Source organism: Finegoldia sp. P1-F-LS (assembly GCF_052932205.1).
The window spans coordinates 1-267 of record NZ_JBRFJH010000041.1 but is presented as its reverse complement, the minus strand read 5'-3'; the positions used below and the strand labels follow the sequence as shown (position 1 = coordinate 267).

Genomic DNA, 267 nt, shown 5'->3' with positions numbered 1-267 from the left:
AATTGTTTGGCGACTACCTACTCTCCCACGACGTTTCCATCGTAGTACCATCGGCGTTAAGAGGCTTAACTTCTGTGTTCGGCATGGGTACAGGTGTATCCCTCTTGCTTTTATCACCATACTTATTCTCTTTTCATTTCCAATCAATAACAGTATATATTTCCAGTCAAGTTTTCGATTTATTAGTATCAGTTAGCTTTGATATTACTATCTTTACACCTCTGACCTATCTATCTTGTTTTCTTCAAGTAATCTCATAGAAATCTT

Annotated in this window: 2 rRNA genes; both read right to left on the bottom strand. The window is 36.7% G+C overall.

From position 1 onward, the window contains the following. Window positions 1-4: 4 nt before the first annotated feature. A 5S ribosomal RNA gene (rrf, locus tag ACU68Y_RS09195) occupies window positions 5-121 on the bottom strand. A 41-nt stretch (window positions 122-162) separates the two neighbouring features. After that, window positions 163-267 (bottom strand): 23S ribosomal RNA (locus tag ACU68Y_RS09190); the annotation flags it as partial.